We start from the raw sequence: 20,015 nt of genomic DNA, 5'->3' as shown, positions 1-20,015 counted from the left end.
ATTTCCCGTCCACAAACATTGTCCTTTCTGATAGCTAGCAACCTAAAAGAACGGATTACAAGAAGGCGGCAATCAAAAAAGTTGTCATAATGACAATTGCAATATTATCAAAAGCATCCTACAGGAAAGGGGGGAAATTTACTTTTTTTAAGGGACAAATTCATCAAAATATGAATGTTTGGGCTTCCGCTGCGACCTTCTACGTTTTTCAGTATCAAAAACAACATGAATGTGTTTTGGCTAAATCAGTCAATTTTTAGTAAATTAGACAGAAGTAAAAAATTAACAAACAGAAAGCAATGCATGTCAAGCAGTATATCTTCGTTGTGATACTTATTGGTTACCATTACATATCCAACGCGCAGGTAATGAGTTTCAATGTTGATCCGCAAAAGATCAATAGAGAACTGGCATCACAACTTGACTCTATTTTTCAGGAAGACCAGGCACTCCGCTTAAAATTTTCGGTATTGCGGAAAGAACAAGCTCAAAGTACTGTACTGGATAGCTTGTCCGCATTACTGCGATTGAAAGATAGCACCAATCTCGTCTTTGTAGAACAGTTGATTGGTAAATATGGCTGGCTAGGCCCAGAGGAAGTAGGTTTTGAAGGCGCACAGGCACTGTTCCTCGTCATCCAGCATAGCAGTCTTCGCACACAAAAGAAATATTACCCTTTAATACTGGAAGCCGAAAAGAATAGAAAAATCCTTTCGAGCAACGTTGCCATATTGGAAGATAGAATTGCAATTAGAGAAGGACGGCAGCAAACATATGGTAGCCAGGGCTACTACGACAGGGAACAGAAAAAGCTATTTATCTATCCATTAAAGGACCCGGAGCGTATTGATTCGCTACGTAGTTCACGTGGGCTCTCCAAAATGTCGGATTATGTCAAAGACTGGAACCTTGATACTTACAAGTCCTATTTATCCCATGCAAGAGAACTTTCAAAGAAACAAATTGAACTATAGATCAGTTTTTCAAGGATAAGCAGCATGCTACGACAATGGAGAGCCGGGATCAAAATCCGTTGCTCCGCAATATCGTATACAGCTTATCATAGTCCTCCCAGTCTCCGAAACCGTCGAATTTCAGGTCGCTGCTCCAAGAAACCATAGCCTTGCAATCAAAACAGATTTTGACCGCTCCGACACATTTATTATCTCTGTAAAAAATTAAGATATCTCTAAACTGGTTTATGCATGAGCTATCCAGATAGTCCTTTCTTTGATTGGAGAGAAACAAAGAATCGATAGATCCGTAAAGAGATCGGTCAACCTCTGTTTTAGAATAACCAATTTCTAACAAATGGGCGAGAGAGGAAGTGTCTACCTGACTACCCTCTAGCATAGTCAATAAAAGTGATTCCCGCGATGACTTATTCGCTTTGTCTTCCAACTCTCCTAGTTTATACGGGCTCATCGCGATCGAATAATGCTCCAGTGAATCAAAACCAGACGATGCCGAAATTGAACTGTGACCTCTATCTGAGATATCACGATTTCCACAACACTGCAATAAAATGCCTATAAAGAGGCTTATATAGCACAACAAAAACTCTGTTTTCATCTCGATTGTATTGAAATTCTGTTCATGCTAGATAAAATTACAGTTTCGAGGGCCTAATTAGAAAACGATAGCATACCGATCGACAAATGTTGTTGAAATCTTTTCTCCGACTTAAGCTGGATTGTAAAATAGGACATCTGTATCTAAAAAATGGCGCTATTTACTCTACAATCGTGTGGGGAGTCAAAGGAACTTTTTGTTTCCAGGTTCCTTTCACATTAAATAGGTGTCCCGAATTTTTGTTTTTAACCGTGAAGACATATGTACAGGTTCGCTCAAGATAGGTAAACTCACCCCTGACAGAAACACTGGAAAAAGGCTTTACCAATAATTTTAGGCTGTTTCCAGGCTTTATGTAGCTTTCAGTTGTTATGCCTTTGGTATAAGGCACTGTTCTTTGCCAATAGGAAGTGCCGTCTATTAATATCTCATCCATGAAAATCGTGGTGTCCTGACTATTGGTCCAGTCAAATGCACCATAGCTCTCGCTCAAAAATTCGGAGCTATATTTTACATCTTTAAATATCGAAAGAACCTCAACATTTTTTTCGCTACCCGTGTCATTGCCCAACGTCATGGAACTGCAGCCTTCGGAGCTTACATATATTTTTCTGCTACCCTCCACTTCCTTAATCTCTTTTTTAACCAACTCGTAGTCCTCTCCTCTCATTTGCCTGAAATTGATTTCATCCTGCTGATTGCCCGACTGAAATCCAACTGTGAAATTACGGGGTGTAGCACTAAAATTCTCCAACAAACTGATTTTAAGCTCATTGTTAGCCGTTTTCTCCATTTTAAGCCAACCGTCTCCAACTTCAGTCTCACTATTTCCATCTAACTTCACTATATTTCCCACAGCATCTTTCAGCAGTTCGCCACTGACTGCATCTTTCACATAGGAAACCGTCCACTTGTCGGCTTTTATAGGAAAAATGTTATCAGTAAACCCTGTACTCAATGTTAAGTTCTTTAAAGTTGGCTGTATTAATCTCCCTTCGACTACCTCTTCTTTGGAACACGAGTTAAAAGTGAGCAAGCAGGCTAACAGCAGGGCACAAGAAATAAAATTTAATTTAAGACACTTTTTCATAAGGAATCAATTAACGGTCGGACAAACAACTTTGATAATGTTTGCGACATTTAAATTATACAAAGAAATCGCTCTTCACGCCTAATTAGGCAAATCCGAATTTAACCAGCTACTATATGTTTATGAGGTTCAAATGTACTTGCGAACAGGATCAACAAATAAGACGATTTGCCGAGAACGGAGTAAAGAAAAGGTTTCATTATCTTTGGCTTATAAATTTATATAAAGGTAATAAATTAAAACCGTAAAACAAGGCTGAAAAACAAGATCATAGAGATGACACCGTATCGCATGTCGGATGCCAATATTGGCCAATGATCTGCAGTAGATTAGGAAGTACTGGATAAATTGAACTGCAGGGTTAACAAAAGCTGGTGCTTCCAACAGCCCTGCAGTTCCTCGTACGCAGTTTAGCGAAAAGAACTCAATCTTCGGCACTGTCATTGCCCGGCCTCGAATAGGATGGCGGATCGCTAGCCGGAAACGATTGCTCCAGCTGTTCATCTATTTTCCGTTCGCGTTCCTCAACCGGAGTTTCTTCCTTTTCTGCGTGATCTTTTTCCTCCTCTGGTTGTCTATTATCGTTCTTTGGGATGTTCATAGCCTTTTTATATGGATGTTCGTTTTAAACAGGAACATGTGCACGGAATGTTTCGTTCTACAATCAGTCAAATTATTTGCAATGCGGCTCAGGCGGCGCGCACTTCCCGAATCGACAGTAGTTATCTTAGCAATCTGATGGCTCCCACAATGTCTTTTGTCATCTTCGATGGAAATTCTGGTTTGATCTGATCAACAGCAATGATCTGACTTTGAAATTGCAAATTCGACGTCAGGGTATGGGGCAAGGTCCACTAACACAAGTAAATAAAAAGGCCACGTCTGATGACGCGGCCCCAACTAAACATATGCTCCACGATAACTATCGACGCATTTTTTCCTATTCAGGAGGTACTCTTTGGGTGTACACCCCACGATGTGCTTAAATATCCGATTAAAATTTGTTATGCTATTAAAACCACAGGTGTATGCTATATAAGATATGCTTTCGAAATGGTCGCTATGCAGCCGATTACACACTTCATTTACACGGAGCCGATTAAGGTATCCAACAAGTGTTACGCCAGAATGTTTCTTGAAATACCGGCAGAAGGCTTGCGGGGAAAGATTGGCTCTCTTGGCTACACTTTCCAGCGTCAGTTCCTCCTTAAAATGGAGTTCTATATATTGGCATATGGAGGAAATACGGCTCTTGTGTACGGCATAATCGTCTTGAGTCCCTTGGTCACACAAGCAGAGTGGACTCGTCACTTTTGAAATTGCAGAAAGTGTCCTGAGTAAATAGAAAAAATGCATCATCTTATCAATGCCATCTGAAGTTTTTATCTGCATGATCCGGTTCGATACGGATTCCAATTCGTCGTCCGGAATTTTGAAAGCTCCTGTGTTCTGATGCAAAAATTGTTTCAATGAATCGAATTCGCCCAACATAAACAACTGCTGCAATCTCCCTTTTGGATCAAAGTAAATAGAAATGGAACACGCTTCATTTTTTGATTGTCCCACTTGCATCGATTTGAACACATGCGGCTGATAGGCAGCAATAAAAAAAATGTCTCCCTCCTGGAACGGGTGAACTCGGTCACCGACGTGTAACAATCCATGTCCTTTTACAATCCACATCAATTGCGCTTCCTGATGGCAGTGCAGATGGGGGTAAAATGATTCCAAGATTTCCTCTTTAACACTTATACTCTGACCTTTATTGAAAGGTATTTTAAAATGAATGGGTTTCATAATTCATAAGTATTTAGGTGATGTATTGTGTAAATGTAGACAAAACTTTTGTGATCATCCAGCGGCCTTACGGTTACCTGCTTGCATCCACCTCGTTCTATTGCATTACTCGTGTCACCGTTGGAAGCTTGACTTCAACTTCATACGTACCTTCCATCAAGATTTGAAAGCCAAAGACCGGGTTAACATTGTGCGCCGGTAATCCATCCACCTGAGCATACTTCATGGGAATACGATAATAGATCAGAAAGCCCCAGTCTGTGCCACTTTTATCGATATATTTTGTCAGTGGAAAAGGTGCTACTTCAAAATCACAAATCAAGGCATTGTCGGTGAATTGAACGGGATTAAACTTTACATGTGTTTCGAACATGGGGCGGTCGCCTCTTTTTACAATCTCCCCATTTTTGGGATTGAATGCAACGCCGTTTTTATCCACGATTTTAAGCAGTACACGTGCACCGTCGTTTGAGATCTTTTTACATGCGATCTTGGGAGCGGTGATCGTGGTGAAAACTTCACTGGCAGTGGATCCTGATGCTGCTTGATAAGTCACCTGAAACATATCATCGATACTGGGCTCTACAACTTCAATGGACGCTAGTTTTGGAAACAGCTTCTCGCCTTTAGGATTCTTCATCTTGACATCGAAGGTATAACGACCCAATGGAAGGTTGGCCGAAGCTCTATTAAAAACCAGCTGACCGCTGACCTTGTTAAACTCCATCGGCGTCTTACTGACGGTTTCACGCTTTTTATTTAGTAGTTCTATAGTCGTGTCCGTCTCGGCATTGAAGACCATGCCGGGTTTGAAGGTCAGGAGATCAAATTGTTTAAAAAAGGCTTCTGGCGCAGGTTTATTTGAAGATTCCTCTCGGAGGTTAAGCAGCTCAAATTCATAAGGGGGCGTGGATCCGTCTGTATTGATGCGGTCAGACATGACCAATGACATCCCCCGCTTACAATAGATGGTATTGTCTTTATAGCGGATGCCGTCACTTAAGAAACCGTTATCAATCTTCTTACAGGCTGCCATTAGCCCAACGATAAAAGTAAGCGTATAAAAAATTTTTAGATTTGCTTTCATAACTTTTGCTATTGAGCCATTTGTCCGGCATTAAAAAATAAACGATGTGAATTATTCAGCACGTGCACAACACCTGTGGTAGTGATGATACCTGATGTCTGACAATCATAGGATTTATCAATTTCCTCTTTTGGGATGGCATTGTAATCAGGCTCTTCCGAATCGAGGGTACCGATGACTTTCGTAAAATTCAGGTAGTCAACATAATCTAGATAATTGTTATAATCCCGTGTGCGGCGTAGCTTAATATCAAAACGTACATTGGGAATGGGACCAAATTTGCTGACAAAATACTTGTCATCCGGTGTTAAGTTATCGCGATTGATCTTCCCGTCAAACAAATAGATCATCATTGAATCCCGTAGTTCCTTAGCTGGAATATTATTGATGCCAAACTCGATGTTCTCATTGCCGACTTCGGCAATCTTTTCCTGCTTTTTGGCGGCAACATACTCCCTGACCCCATAATCCGTTGTCGTAAAGAAGGTGACGTTTGAGTTAACGATATCTTTTATGCCAGCGTGATCGATAATCTTGACCAACGAATCGAAGCTGCCGTGCTCTTTTAAGAAATCGTAGGTTGTTTTGTTGACATGGGCTTCACTCTTCCCACCATCGACTTTATAGTTATCTTTCTCGCATGCCATCGCGAGCAACAATAGCAATGCGAACAGTCCTGTTATCTTTTTCATAGTTCTTTTAGCATTTATACTTTTCCTCTCCAGAATGATGTTTGAATCAACTTGTTATTATTTTTGAACAGTGCAGGGTTGATCGGCCAATAAAAGCCCTCCTGCCGAAAACGCGATTCTGAAAGCCAGGGCACAAAATTGCTGTATTGGCGAGTGCGCAACAGGTCATAGAAAATCTGCCCTTCAAGATAGAGTTCTTTGCCGCGCTCGATGATATACTCGTTCATAACCTCCTCCTTGGACGAGGCGTCATCTACAAATGCGGATTCATCGGCGCCGTTGCGTTGCCTGAATTCATTGATAATTGTAATGGCTGTCGGTATCTGATTTCTATAAAGCGCAATTTCTGCTTTTAGTAACCGCATATCGGCCAGTCTAAAGACAATAAGGTTGTTGCTGATATAGGGATCCAGCTTCTGCGCGGCGTTACGGTAAAAAACTTTTTGGTATTTTACACAAGTAGGTCTATCACTGTCCAGATCCGTAAAATTTCGGCGACAGCGTATATCGCTATCGTCAAATGAACGTGAAGGCATCGCTTTCCATTCCCATTGATTTAAGGTTGCATTCCAGTACCAGTCCCATACGTCTTCGATTTTATAAAAGTGATTGGATAGATACTCCTGTGATACATAACATCTCGAATTCGTCCCGACCGTGGACAGCTGTGCAGTTCTCAAAAACATGTTTGCGATGTGCTGGCTGGTTCCCTCCCGGTTATTCTCATTCATGGTGATTTCAAAGATGCCCTCGGAAGACAGCCCTTCGAAAGTGCGGTAATAGTTGGCCGTATCGGTTAATGAATACATTCCACTTCCGATGATTTCATCGATTGCCTTATCAGCTTTGTCCACATCTTCGGCAACAGGCTGGTTGGAATTGACATCGCTCATGGTCGCTTTCCACAAATAAAAGTGGGCCAGTAGCGCATTTACTGCACCCTTATTGGCCGTCACCTTGGCATTGCCTTGGGCAGCATATTGCCATGGCAACAGTTCGCGCGCTGTCGTAGCGTCTTTTTCGATCTGTGCCATAACCTCCTTTTTGGGGCTGCGCGGCAGTTCGGGTGCAGATATAGGGTCCTCATATTCTTCGGTAATCAAGGGTACATCTCCCCATACCCGCAACATCATAAAATAGGTAAATGCACGTAAAAAGTAGGCCTCTCCCAAGACTTCATTTTTGAACTTAGTCGGGTTTGTTATATCCGTCAGTAGTTCGTCAGCCACCTTGGGAGTTCTATTGATAATAATATTGCTCATTGTAATGGCCTTGTAGAAGTTGGTCCAGTCGGCAAAATATTGCAGGTTATATTGGAATGTAAAATCGCCATCCTGGATACCTTCTAATCCATCCCCCACATACTGTATCGTAAAGTAGTTTTTGGCGATCGCATCGCCATACATGAAATAACGTGGACTGGGATTCCAGTTTCCTGAGTTCATTACGTTTCTGACCAGTGCGTAATTTCCTGCAAGCGCACTTCTGAGATCTCCCGCACTTTTCCAGTACGCTTCGGCAAAAGTGGAATTGACGGGTTCCTCGACCAAAAACTTCTTACAGGATCCGAGGCAAAAAACGGCAATTAGCAGCATTACCAGTTTGTATTTTAACATAATTCTTTTCATCTTCTTAAAAAGTTAATTCAAATCCTAAAGTGTATTTTCTGGGAATCGGATAGCCTCCACCGTTATATTCGCCATAGGGATTGACCGCTTCTGCGTCGGGCAGTTTTTTTGATTTTTGCCAGCGGGCGACATTATCCATGATACCAAATACCCTTACCTTCGAAATATGCCAACGTTTGGTTATCCGTTCGGGGAGACTGTAGGATAGAATGAGATTCTTAAATCGCATATAGGAACCGCTCTCCAGGAAGAATGTCTGCGCAGAAGTATAGTAATAGCGATAGGTGCCAATGTCATACTTTGCATACTCCGCTTGATCGCCCGGTTTGCGCCAGATATTGAGCTTGTCGAGGTCCCTTATCGAATAGTATACAAAATTGTATACCGCATCTCCCGAAGTTGAGTTGTTGAACTGGTCGGATTCAAAAAGATTCAGAACGTCCCTTCCGAAACCATAGGTAAAGAATAGCGTAAGTGAAAAGTCCTTATAGGTAAACACATTATTCCATCCCCCGGTCCATTTAAAGTTGGGATCTCCCAATACCCTCTTGTCTGGATTAAGTCCGCTGTTAAACACATCGATAAAATAGTCTCCATCCACATCTTCGAAATGAAAATCACCGGGATTGAAAACGCCGTTTGAATTCCGGTACCGCTCGCCCGTATAGGGGTTGACTGGAATGTCCTCCAAGGTTGAGAAAACTCCGAGTGTGCGATACAGGTAAAACGAGTTTATTGGACTACCCACAGAGAGAATATGCGATTTATCGAAACGATCACCGTCCATTACCAGATCGCGGCCACCATTTGGCAGGTTCATAATCCGGTTTTTGACATAAGAGAGGTTGAGGTTAGATCTCCACTTCAATGTGGACGATCTAGGTAGTACATCGGCTGATAGCTGGATATCCACGCCGCTGTTACGGATACCTACAGAATTTGTTTTGGCATAATCATAGCCAGAAGTAACCGGTAGCATGACATCAAAGAGACCATCGTAATTTTCTTTGTTGAATAGGTCAATAGTCGATGTAAACCTGCCTTTATAGAGCTCGAGATCGACACCAATATTCCATTGTCTATTGCGTTCCCAACTCAAGTTCTTTTGTGCCACACCGTTGGTAAAATTGGGCGTGATGGCTACCTGCCCATTGTACGAGGTCGCGCCGCCATTACCTTGGTAGCCGCCATTGTTGACGCTATAAAGATTATACTGTAGATAGTTGCTGGGAGGCAATGCACCCGTGAGACCGTAGCTACCTCTGATTTTCAATAAGGTAAGATGTGGATTATTTTTTAGAAAACTTTCTTCAGTCAAGATCCAGCCCACGGATGCCGACGGAAAATATCCCCATTTATTATTCTCACCGAATCTCGATGAGCCATCAGCCCGTATCGCTCCAGAAAATAAATACTTACTGTCGAAATCGTAGGAAAAACGCCCCAGATAGGATAACTGGGACCATTTTTGAAGATCAGAACTGGCGCCGATATTATTTTGCAGAAATCCCGTTACCACCTGAATCTGGTCAGATACCCCCTGACCTCCCCATGCCGCAATGGTTTGTATTCTATTTTTCTCAGCTTCCTGGCCGGCCAATAAATTGATGGAATGCTTACCAAACTGTTTGCTGTAAGTCAGAAAATTCGAAATCCGGACCTGATTACTCTCGTATGAAAAAGCGGAGGAATAGTTCCCTGCTCCGCTCATCAATGCCGATGGTCGATTGTAAAGCCGATTGGCGATATCTCTGATATAAGCAGACTGCGAGGTGAAGGTTAGCCCTGGAGCAATGTTGAAGATCAGGTTGAGGTTGGTATTCAGATTGGAGGACTCATTGTTATCTAGGTTTTTATCGTAGGCGCCGAGCATAAAATCCCGTTTCGCAGGCGATAAACTGAGTAATGAAGTAGGCATGCTTCCGGCGCTGAGTGCTATTGGACTCACATCGCTGCCAGTGCCCCGGGCTCGTTTATTATAAGAATAAGACACAATGGGATTGATGGTCAACCGCTCGTCGATCGCTTTTGTGCTCAGGTTGAGTCGGCCGGTATAACGTTTAAAACCCGTCGCTTTGATAATGCCCTGCTCATCGTAATAGTTTCCACTGAAACGGTAGGAACTGATTGAAGATCCACCGCTTACCGACAGGTCGGCACTGTTGATTTTACCCTTTTGATAGAACAGGTCCTGCCAATCGGTATTCCCGTTGAAAGCGGGGTTCAGTGAGTCGGTCAACAGTATAGGAAGGTACCGATAATCGTTGCTTGTGAGCTGGTTTTTTAAGACCTCGAGTTTTTGCTGACGCTCAGTCCTGCCCAAGGTTACTTCTCGCAGCTGTGGGCGCTGCGTAAGCCCCGAATACCCTGAAATCATAAAACGGGGGTCGCCATTGCGTCCCTTTTTAGTGGTGATCATGATCACACCGTTGGCTGCCCGAGAACCATAAATAGCAGCTGCTGAAGCATCCCGGAGTACATCGACGGACTCAATATCGTTGGGGTTGAGTCCGGCTAAATAATTGGTACCTGTCCCGGTGTTGGGTGAGACAAATTGCTCTGTAGGTTGAGGGACCCCGTCGATCACGTAAAGAGGATTGCTGATGACATTGTAATAATCATCGTTAGAGTAATTCAAACTGATGGCTGAGGTACCCCTGACGGCTAAAGTGGGCGAAGCTCCTGGAGCGCCAGAAAAGTTCTGCACGTTGACACCCGCCAAACGGCCTTGCAAGAGCATATCGAAACTAGCGGCGGGAAGGTTTTCCAGTTCTTTGCCTGATATACTCGATATGGCTGCTGTCGCTTTTTTTCGGGATGTGGTCTGATAGCCTATCACAACCGCCTCATCCAGGCTACTCAAGGTCTCTGTCATTGTAAAAATCACCTTTTCGGTCTGCCCAGCGACCACACGAGTACGTTCATACCCAATGGAGTTGGCTTCCAGAACATCCCCTACCTTACCGGAAAGCTTAAAGTTTCCATGCTGATCAGTTTGGGTGCTTTTTGAATTAATGGTGTTTCTAACGGTCACTCCAGCCAGCTGCTTGCCATTTTTATCACGTACAGTGCCCGTGATTTGTTGGCCAAATGCTATGAGAGAGGTCAGGAACACAGATAAAAATATTAATGCCTTTTTCATGTGTGTTTGATTAGGTACTTTCTTAGGTTACAAGCAAATTTAAACTGGAATCAAAAGCAGTAATAACCACATCCTACCAGTTCATAGCACTTTTTTAGCATGGCGTAAAAATCCTGATACACAAAATACTGAGTATGGAGCCTACATTCGAAAAGTTTGTTACCTCATCAAACTAACTAAGTATCACTGATTAGTAACATGATTCGCAATACATAAGATGCCGTGGTTAGATGCATACGGCACCATTACGCAAGGATGGAAGAGATACTGATGCTAAAGGAGTGTCCGGTTAATTTGGAAAATTAACCTTTAACTAATACCTTAGTTATTAGAACTAATATCTTTGTTATGAAAATACTTAAGGTCATCTTCTTTATCCTAATAAGCTCTTGGACATATGGGCAAACGACGGTTGCAGAGTTACTCGAGTTGAATAAACAGCTCAATGATACCTATCCCGAGAACTATCAAATTTGTTTGCAGAGATTCAATAAATTGGCTGTGGATAGCATGGATGAAAGGACAAAATCTCTTTTCTACCAAATGCTATCTACGTACTATTGTTTTATAGGAGATTATGAAAAGTCTCGATCTACTTGGGATGACCAATTTTTGAACTATATCGATAAAGACAGTATCGAATATGACACTTCATTTTACCGGATGCACGCCTTTGTCGACGCACGAGAATACATTTTGGAACGGGCTGCAAAAGAGAAAGTCGTCATGATCAACGAAGCTCACAACATACCATATCATCGCGCATTTATATTTCAGTTATTAAAAGACTTTCGGAAGCTGGGTTTTACCCACTTAGCTGTCGAAGGTTTATCCGATGGAAGCATTAATGCAACGCGAACTGTTACGGACACGACGGGGTTCTATATCCGCGAACCTCTTTTTGCTGAGATGATTAGGGAAGCTCTAAAACAGCAGTTTACTCTGGTTTATTATGAAGCCGAGAATACAAATAGTAACCGAATGCGAGATTCGCTACAAGCTGTTAACTTAACGAACGTACTGAAAGCACATCCGCAAGCCAAAGTATTGGTCTATGCGGGATATGACCATATACAGGAAGGCTCGCAAACCAATTGGAAAAAAATGGCTCAATTCTTTAAGGATCTAACGAAAATCAATCCATTAACTGTGTCTCAGACCCGCCATATCGAACGGTATCACAAGCAATTTGAAACTGTTGAATATGGGACATTAAGCAAATTTGAATCTATCCGACAACCTGTCGTAGCCATACAAAATGGCAAGGCATGGCATGATAAATTCGTTGATATTTCTGTATTCTACCCCCGTTATTTGCAGTCCGGACAGCGTCCTGAATATTTAGCAATCGGTGGAATTCGAAAAGCAAGAACATTGGACACACAAAAAAGCGACGAAGGTCTTTTTGTCCAAGCTTATTATGCTAATGAAAAAAAAGGACATCGCGTCCCAGCAGATCAGCTATTCATCAACAATGAAAAGCCACAACTCTATTTGCAACCTGGGAAATATGTTATTGAATACAAGAATGCAGACGATGTTATTTTAAGAACTCAATCAGTCGAGGTGAACTAGCTGAAAAGCATGGCAGGTATATATGACAGTTATATAAAGTCACCGGAGAAGAAATACAGCCCTTTACATCAACGAAATTCAAAAACGTTCATTTTGAATTAATCGCTTTTTTATATAAATTTAATATCAATTGTGTTTCTTTAGACCAATAAAACCTATGGAGCTATGGATTTGAAAGGATCTCCAATTAGTATTGACGAATTTGAACGATTTCAGCTGGGTGACGAACAGGCTTTTCAAAAAATATTTGAATGCTATAAATCGATCCTCTATGGAAGAGTGCGCCGTCTGGCCTGCTCTGCAGCCGAAGCTGAAGAGATTGTACAGGAGGTTTTTATCCAATTGTTTCTAAAAAGAAGCGATATTCCTGCGGCGGAGGCTATTTTCCCTTTCCTATACATCGCCTCCAAAAGAATGGCTATTTCAAATTTCCGTAAAGAGGTGATCCGAAAAGAGTATAGACTAGAAAGCAAGGGCGATCTCTATGATACATCTTCCTGCTCCCAAACTAAGCTGGAACAGAAAGAATACGAACAGCTGCTCGATAAGGTCATTGATACACTACCTGCTCAACAAAAGCTTGTGTATCGTATGAACAAGCTCGAAAACAGAAGCTACAAAGAAATCGCTGAGCACATAGGCATCTCCCGCCATACAGTCAGAAACCACCTGGCTGCTGCCTGCAACTCTATCAAACTACGGTTTCAAAAAATTCTTTTCTCCTTTTTTGCCTTATCACTGCTGCAATATGGTCATCCCAACACTACAGCCTTTAAAGTAGCTGTGCAAATCTTCTCAGCAGTTTCAAAAAAAATTTAGTCTTCGACTAGTACATATTGACTTCTCATGCGAATAGTTCATAAAGCATGTAGTGGAGGGTATAAATGTCCAAAGTAGAAGCATATAAGAAATTGATCCGGCAGTATTATCAAGCGCCTTTCCATGGGGAAGCGCTCAAGCAGTTCATTAATTATATGGACGATGAGGACTTTTTGGACGCTTGGGAACAGATCAGGCTCGAAGACACTACAGATCCTGACACCAATACCGAGATGGGAAATCAAATCTCATTCGAAAAAATAGCCGGCGACGCACGTCTTAAACAGGCGTTGATCCGAAACACCCCAGTAAAAAAGATACATCGCTTTACCTCGCGGAACATCATTCTTGCTGCCACGCTCCTGCTATTTTTAGTTGGTGCATGGGCATATCATTTCTATACATCTGGTTCATCTCCTGTCAGCGATGGAAGTGATTGGGCCCAACAGGTTGAAACGATTGTTCCTGGGAAAGACCGCGCACAGATTATTCTCGAGAATGGACATCGTATCGATTTAGAAAAAATAAAGGGTGACACTGTAATTGACAATGGCGGGTTCGAAATTATCAAAACAGCATCGGGTAGCATTTCATACCGCATCAAAGCTGGTGCAGATCCCCATAAGCTTGTTTATAATACGATTATCACCCCAGGTGGCGGCGAATATCATCTTACTCTGCCCGATGGAAGCCGAGTATGGCTAAATGCGTCGACCTCGCTAAAATATCCCGTCATCTTTGATAAGTCAAAACGAGAAGTCGAAATGCAAGGTGAAGCGTATTTTGAGATCACCAAACAGACGGAAAAGGGAAAACGGATTCCATTTATAATACATTCGGGAGCGCAGTCCATAGAAGTTCTGGGAACGGCGTTTAACGTACAAAACTATGGTAAAAAAATTGTCACCACGCTGGTGGAAGGTAAAATCAGACTCAACTTCAAAGCTTCCCAGCTGGAGGACCAGATCTTAACTCCTAATGAACAGGCGGTATTTGAAAGCGGCACCAACCGTTTCAGCAAGGATCCGATCGATCCCTTTTATTATACAGCCTGGAAAGACGGCAACTTTGCTTTTCACAAGACTCCGCTGACAGAAGTTATGGAAATCATCGGCCGTTGGTATGATGTACAGATCCAATTTCAATCGACATTTGAGAATTTCCAATTTACCGGAACAATATCAAAATATAGCGACATCAAAAAACTATTGCAAACGATCGAACTGGTCGGTGGTGTACACTTTGAACTAAAAGGGAGGAAAATATATGTAAAGAAATAAATCTACACAACCAAAAGGCTCCAGGAGCGTTGCGACCGCCCCTGAAGCTGGTCTTTTTAAGACAGTTGACAAATCTTATCAGTATTAACACAAAAAATTATCAACCGAATGCAAAAATACAAAAAAAATCGGTGTGTCCTTTCTATGGATTTTAGGAAGGGACCTACCTTCAAACCATTGGTTATGAAACTGTCTATCGCAGTGCCACTGCTTTTTGCCGCTAGTCTGACAACTTATGCGGGTTCCTTTGGACAAACAATTAATCTCAGAAAGAGCAAAGCTAGCCTCGAATCCTTATTAAGAGATATCCAAAAACAGAGCGGGTATAATATTTTGTATAAAGAGTCGCTCGTACCCAAAACACGCACGGCCGACGTTAAATTTATCAATGCACCATTAGAAACTGTGCTGAATGAACTGCTCGGCAAATATAATATCAGCTACAAAGTAGTGGACAACAACATTATTCTGAGCAAGGCAGCTGACCGCTTGCCAAACGTACAGCCAGAAGGAACCGCAGCCATACAGCAAAGGATCGTCCGTGGTAGGGTCCGCGATGCTCAAGGTAAGCCGCTCGCCAACGCGACTGTCACTGAAAAAGGCACAGCCAATCGTACTTCCACCTTGGAGGACGGTTCATTTTCTCTGCCAATCAGCGGCAACAATCCTTCGCTTCATGTCAGCATGATTGGTTATGTCGGAACAGATTATAAGGTAACGGCAAATGAAAATGTCGAAATCATGCTGCAGCAGACCATCACCTCCATGGAAGAAGTGGTAGTCGTAGGTTACGGCACCCAGAAAGCTTCTACCGTAACGGGATCTATCGTGGATGTTAAAGGCGATGTGCTCGATCGCGCGCCAGTCATGAATGTCACCAATACGCTGGCGGGTAGGCTGCCGGGCCTCGTGGCGACCACCGGGTCAGGCGAACCGGGCAGTGACAACTCCACACTGAGGATCCGAGGCGCGAATACACTTGGGGACAACTCGCCCCTCATTGTAGTCGACGGGATTGCCAACCGCTCAATTGAACGGTTAAACCCGCAGGATATCGAAAGCGTCACTATCCTAAAGGACGCCTCAGCGGCAATATATGGTTCTCAGGCTGCCAATGGCGTCATTCTGGTAACGACCAAAAAAGGAAAAACCGGTAAGCCACAGGTGAGCTTAACACACAATCAGGGATGGTCACAGCCTACCGTAATACCGAAGGCTGCCGATGCGGCGGAATATGCGCAGATGCTCAATGAAATCAGTATATACGCCGGCCAGAAACCTAAATATACGGAAGATGAACTTTCATTATTCCGTTCGGGTACGGATATCTGGAAATATCCGAATACCGACTGGTTCGATGCTACATTCAAATCTGCAGCCCCACAACACAAAACAGCGTTAAACATTACAGGCGGATCAGAATACTTGAACTATTATATCTCGGGCGGTTATGACAAGCAAGACGCGATCTATAAAAATTCGGCGACCAAATTTAACCAGTATAACTTTCGAAGTAATTTAAACGGTAAGTTCAACGAGTATATAAAATATGGTGTAAATGCTGCACTACGCGAATATAACAGGAATTACCCGACACGTTCGGCTGCCGATATTTTTGGTATGATCCTGCGGGGCAAGCCCAATATGCATGCCTACTGGCCAACTGGCCAAAACGGTCCTGACATTGAATATGGCAACAATCCGGTCGTAATCACGACCAACCAAACGGGATATGACCGCAACAAAACGACCATGCTCGAGTCAAGAGCCAATGTAGAAATTACCATCCCCGGTGTGGAAGGCCTATCTGTATCGGGAAATGTTGCTTATGACCGAACCATACAGAACGATAAATTATGGCAGACGCCATGGACTTTGTATAACTGGGATGGCAGTACGGTCGACGCACAGGGTACGCCCGTACTTGTCGCCGGTCAAAAGGGTTTTACTGCACCGCAACTCCGGCAGGACTTCGACACCAAAAACCTTTTAACCTTGAATGCACTGGTACGTTACGAACGTAACCTCGGCGGTAAACACCATGTAAACGGCTTATTGGGTGTAGAAAAAATCACCGGTGATAATATGAATTTCTATGCCTTCAGAAAGTATTACGTCTCGGCAGCGATCGAAGAGCTGTTTGCAGGGGGCGATGCAGAGAAGGATAATTCAGGTCAATCATCGATGCAGGCCCGCCTCAATTATTTCGGGCGCCTCAACTACGATTTTGACAACAAGTACTTACTTGAGTTCTTGTGGCGCTATGACGGATCCTACAAATTTCCGAGCAATAAGCGCTTTGGTTTTTTCCCCGGCATTTCGGGAGGCTGGCGCGTCTCCAATGAGGCGTTCTGGCAGCCTCTTAAATCCGTGGTATCAGACCTGAAATTGAGAGCGTCCTGGGGACAAACGGGCAATGACCGTATCGACGATTATCAGTTTATGTCAAGTTACGGCTTCCTGACCGGCGCTTCCAATATCTATGTCTTTAACGGAACTCAGGAGAACAAGATCCTGAATGAGCTACGTATTCCAAACCCCAATGTCACCTGGGAGGTAGCTAATCAATCCAACTTCGGTCTGGATGCTAAATTCCTGAACAATAAATTGACCTTGACAGCAGAATATTTTTATAATGTGAGGACCAACATTCTATGGAACAGAAATGCTTCGGTACCCTCCTCTTCTGGCCTTACCCTACCCAAAGAAAACATCGGTGAGGTCACCAATAAAGGCTTTGAATTGCAGTTAGGATATACCGACCAAGTGAATGACTTCCGCTATGCTGTAAACGGAAATATAGCCACTAACCATAATCGGATCCGTTTTTGGGACGAGACTCCAGGTGTACCTGACTACCAGCAGTCTACAGGAAGACCGATGAATGCTAAGCTCTATTACAACGCCATTGGGATATTCAGGGATCAGGCAGCGGTGGACGCCTATCCCCATTGGGCAGGAGCGCGCCCCGGCGACATCATTTTTGAAGATGTCAATCAGGACGGAAAAATTGATGGCCTGGACCGCGTGAGATCTGAAAAAACGGAACTACCTACACTAACCGGCGGGCTGAATATCGACCTTGCTTATCGTGGATTCTACACAAGCTTGTTCTTTCAGGGTGCCGCCGGAGCTATACGGAACAACTATTACGAAATGCAGGGTGAGGCAGGCAACTACCTCAAACAGAATGTCGACGGGAGATGGACCACAGACAACCCTGATGCTTCCAAACCGCGTACATGGAACCGCTACAACGAATATTGGCGATCAAATGAAAATACGTACTGGCTGCAGAATTCGGACTATATCAGATTAAAAAACTTTGAGTTTGGCTATAACTTTTCCGAGGATATCTGTAAAAAGCTAAGGCTAACCAGGCTACAGCTTTACTGTAGCGGACAGAATCTATTGACCTGGACAAAGGTCAAAGACTTTGATCCAGAGACTACGTCGGCAACAGCATACCCGCTAAACAGAGTTTACAACTTAGGCATTTCACTTACATTTTAATGGTCATGAAAAAACAATTTAATCTATTGATAGTGTTGGCGGCTTTAACATTAGGATCCTGCCAAAAGGATTTTCTGGATACCGACCCATCTACTGAGTTTTCTGAGAATGCCGTGTGGGCTGACCCCGCACTGGTTGAAACCTTTATCAATCAAGTGTATTTTCGTCTAGATGAGCCGCTTACCGACGGCCGGTTTAAGGCTAATCTGGTCGACGAAGGACACTACCGCGGTAATGCGTCCTCGCTAAACTTCAACCGCAGCATTCAGTCTCCTGACGATCTATTGGGCTGGGGTGTTTCCCGATATCGATCTTGGGCGGATCTTTATAAAAGTATACGCTTTTGTAACATCTTTTTCTCCAAAGTAGATCAGGTGCCTTTCACTTCAAATGTAGTTGACGGCAAAACGCTCAAGGAGCGGATGACCGGTGAAATGCATTTTCTACGGGCCTATTATTATCATCTGCTTACCAGTACCTATGGTGGAGTGCCATTGATCACCGAACCTTATTCGCTTACCGATGAATTTCAGAAAGAGCGAAGCACGTATGCGGACTGCGTTAAATTTATGACGGATGAGCTGGACAAAGCCGCTGCCCTGTTGCCTCTGGAAAATACAGGAGCAAATCAGGGACGGGCGACGAAGGGAGCAGCGCTTGCACTCAAAGCAAGAATATTACTTTATGCAGCGAGCGACCTCTATAACAAAGAGGTCTTCCCGGGTTTCGAAAAACCGGAATTGATCCGCTATACAGACGGCAACCGTGCCGCAAGATGGCAGGCTGCCAAAGAGGCCGCCAAGGCTGTGATCGACCTCAATAAATATAAATTATACAAAGCGACTCCAGCAGCTACTGATGATGTGACAAAAAATCTGACTGAAATATTTTTGAGTAAAAATACCGAAGAAGATATTTTCATTAAATATTTCACGGTCCCCATGGGGCAACGAGCAGGACTATACTCTTCTCCAAACGGATATCACGGTTGGGGTACCAATGCGCCTTTGGGTGACTTTGTTGACGATTTTGAGACCATAGACGGCAAAAAGTTTGACTGGTCCAACCCCGCAATGGCCATTGCCCCTTATCAAAATAGAGACCCGAGGTTCGCAGCGACAGTACTGTATAATGGAGCTTCATGGCGACAAAGACCGGATGATGCAAAAGGTCTGGACCCGGAAAATAAGATACAGACCGGCAGATGGGAGCGCTGGAATGCCACCACGGGCAAGGCAGATATTGTCTATGGAGTGGATACCCGCAAAAGTACGATAGAAGATTGGAACGGCAGTTATACAGGTTATTACCTCAGAAAATATATTGATCCCGCGGTAAATGCCCAGTACGATAAACAAACTGTCACCTGGCGTTTCATGCGTTATGCCGAAGTGCTGCTGAACTATGCCGAAGCATGTATTGAACTGGGGCAAGAAGAAGAAGCCCGCACCTACATCAATATGATTCGCAAACGAGCGGGCATGCCAATAATCACTGATTCTGGCTCTGCACTTAAAGAAAGATACCGCAACGAAAGAAGGATAGAACTCGCCTTTGAAGAACATCGTTTCTATGATGTGAGGCGCTGGTTGCTGGGGCCACAGGTATATAACCGGACGACCAAGGTTGCTGATATCCTCTATAAGATGAATCCGGATCATACGACCGCTGCTGTCCCGACAATCAAGCATATCGATTTCGAGAAATATGCATGGAACGACAAAGCCTATTTTCTGCCGATTCTACGCGATGAGCTAAAGAAGAATGGTTTATTGTTTCAGAACCCTGGATATTGATTTTCCGCTATTCAGAGCTGGCAT

14 protein-coding genes are annotated in these 20,015 nt (G+C 43.4%); 6 read left to right on the top strand and 8 right to left on the bottom strand.

What is annotated here, in order from left to right; all coding sequences use genetic code 11:
* Positions 1-299 precede the first annotated feature (299 nt).
* A complete protein-coding gene (locus tag K7A41_RS17585) occupies positions 300-974 on the top strand; it encodes a DUF6624 domain-containing protein (protein WP_265714713.1) in 675 nt (224 codons plus the stop codon).
* Positions 975-1,023: 49 nt separating this feature from the next.
* Here K7A41_RS17585 and K7A41_RS17580 read toward each other — a convergent pair whose 3' ends face one another.
* From K7A41_RS17580 to K7A41_RS17545, 8 genes are all read right to left on the bottom strand, one after another.
* Positions 1,024-1,572 carry a hypothetical protein gene (locus K7A41_RS17580; protein WP_138096832.1) on the bottom strand — a complete coding sequence of 183 codons (549 nt, stop codon included), beginning with the start codon at positions 1,570-1,572 and terminating at the stop codon, positions 1,024-1,026.
* Between the two features lie 160 nt (positions 1,573-1,732).
* Positions 1,733-2,662, bottom strand: a complete 930-nt coding sequence (locus K7A41_RS17575) for a hypothetical protein (protein WP_265714712.1) — start codon at positions 2,660-2,662, stop codon at positions 1,733-1,735.
* A 424-nt stretch (positions 2,663-3,086) separates the two neighbouring features.
* Positions 3,087-3,263, bottom strand: coding sequence for a hypothetical protein (locus K7A41_RS17570; RefSeq protein WP_265714711.1), 177 nt, complete (start codon positions 3,261-3,263; stop codon positions 3,087-3,089).
* 299 nt (positions 3,264-3,562) lie between these two features.
* Complete coding sequence (locus K7A41_RS17565) at positions 3,563-4,459, bottom strand: AraC family transcriptional regulator (RefSeq protein ID WP_265714710.1); 897 nt, start codon at positions 4,457-4,459, stop codon at positions 3,563-3,565.
* A 97-nt stretch (positions 4,460-4,556) separates the two neighbouring features.
* Positions 4,557-5,546, bottom strand: a complete 990-nt coding sequence (locus K7A41_RS17560) for a DUF5007 domain-containing protein (protein WP_265714709.1) — start codon at positions 5,544-5,546, stop codon at positions 4,557-4,559.
* Positions 5,547-5,554: 8 nt separating this feature from the next.
* A complete protein-coding gene (locus tag K7A41_RS17555; protein WP_265714708.1) occupies positions 5,555-6,238 on the bottom strand; it encodes a hypothetical protein in 684 nt (227 codons plus the stop codon).
* 14 nt (positions 6,239-6,252) lie between these two features.
* A complete protein-coding gene (locus K7A41_RS17550) occupies positions 6,253-7,866 on the bottom strand; it encodes a RagB/SusD family nutrient uptake outer membrane protein (RefSeq protein ID WP_265714707.1) in 1,614 nt (537 codons plus the stop codon).
* 4 nt (positions 7,867-7,870) lie between these two features.
* Entirely contained in the window at positions 7,871-11,008 is a 3,138-nt protein-coding gene (locus K7A41_RS17545) for a SusC/RagA family TonB-linked outer membrane protein (protein ID WP_265714706.1), read from the bottom strand.
* Positions 11,009-11,356: 348 nt separating this feature from the next.
* Here K7A41_RS17545 and K7A41_RS17540 point away from each other — a divergent pair, with 348 nt between their 5' ends.
* The 5 genes from K7A41_RS17540 (at position 11,357) to K7A41_RS17520 (ending at position 19,991) form a co-directional block, all read left to right on the top strand.
* Positions 11,357-12,583: a hypothetical protein gene (locus K7A41_RS17540; RefSeq protein ID WP_265714705.1), complete on the top strand. Its 1,227-nt coding sequence runs from the start codon at positions 11,357-11,359 to the stop codon at positions 12,581-12,583.
* Positions 12,584-12,748: 165 nt separating this feature from the next.
* Positions 12,749-13,402, top strand: coding sequence for an RNA polymerase sigma factor (locus K7A41_RS17535; RefSeq protein ID WP_265714704.1), 654 nt, complete (start codon positions 12,749-12,751; stop codon positions 13,400-13,402).
* Positions 13,403-13,467: 65 nt separating this feature from the next.
* Entirely contained in the window at positions 13,468-14,682 is a 1,215-nt protein-coding gene (locus K7A41_RS17530) for a FecR family protein (protein ID WP_265714703.1), read from the top strand.
* 183 nt (positions 14,683-14,865) lie between these two features.
* Positions 14,866-18,195: a TonB-dependent receptor gene (locus K7A41_RS17525; RefSeq protein ID WP_081818023.1), complete on the top strand. Its 3,330-nt coding sequence runs from the start codon at positions 14,866-14,868 to the stop codon at positions 18,193-18,195.
* Positions 18,196-18,200: 5 nt separating this feature from the next.
* On the top strand, positions 18,201-19,991 hold the full coding sequence (locus K7A41_RS17520) for a RagB/SusD family nutrient uptake outer membrane protein (protein ID WP_265714702.1): 1,791 nt from the start codon (positions 18,201-18,203) through the stop codon (positions 19,989-19,991).
* Positions 19,992-20,015 lie beyond the last annotated feature (24 nt).

This window comes from Sphingobacterium sp. InxBP1 (assembly GCF_026191775.1).
Classification (GTDB): domain Bacteria; phylum Bacteroidota; class Bacteroidia; order Sphingobacteriales; family Sphingobacteriaceae; genus Sphingobacterium; species Sphingobacterium thalpophilum.
The sequence above is the reverse complement of the archived record's forward strand: the minus strand, read 5'-3'. Positions and strand labels throughout refer to the sequence as shown.